The organism is Tomitella biformata AHU 1821 (genome assembly GCF_000524475.1).
Lineage (GTDB): Bacteria > Actinomycetota > Actinomycetes > Mycobacteriales > Mycobacteriaceae > Tomitella > Tomitella biformata.
Genome location: NZ_BAVQ01000094.1, coordinates 1 through 300 on the forward strand (window position 1 = coordinate 1; position 300 = coordinate 300).

Below are 300 nucleotides of genomic sequence, written 5' to 3' on the forward strand. Positions count from 1 at the left end.
CTAGCTGGCGTCCGGGCCGGCGATCTCGACGCCGTCGGAGCACCGGGCCACATGGATGCAATCGCCCGGGCAGCCGTCCGCGGCGTCGATCACATCGAGGCGCAGGCTCATCGGCACCCGCGCCGAGGCACCCGCCTCCGTCAGCAGCGGGCCCGCAGGATCGCTCTTGACATGCGCGACCCCCTCACCGTCGAACTCGAAGACATCGGGGGCGAGCTGGACACACAAACCGTCACCGGTGCACAAATCATGTTCAATCCACACCCGAACTTCATCACTCATCCGACTTGCCTTCCTCAT

The 300-nt window shown here is 65.7% G+C and carries 1 protein-coding gene; it reads right to left on the reverse strand.

Annotation, left to right across the window (positions count from 1 at the left end; translation table 11 throughout):
* On the reverse strand, window positions 1-300 hold a 300-nt coding region (locus TBIF_RS22400; protein ID WP_024796971.1), incomplete at its 5' end, for a ferredoxin.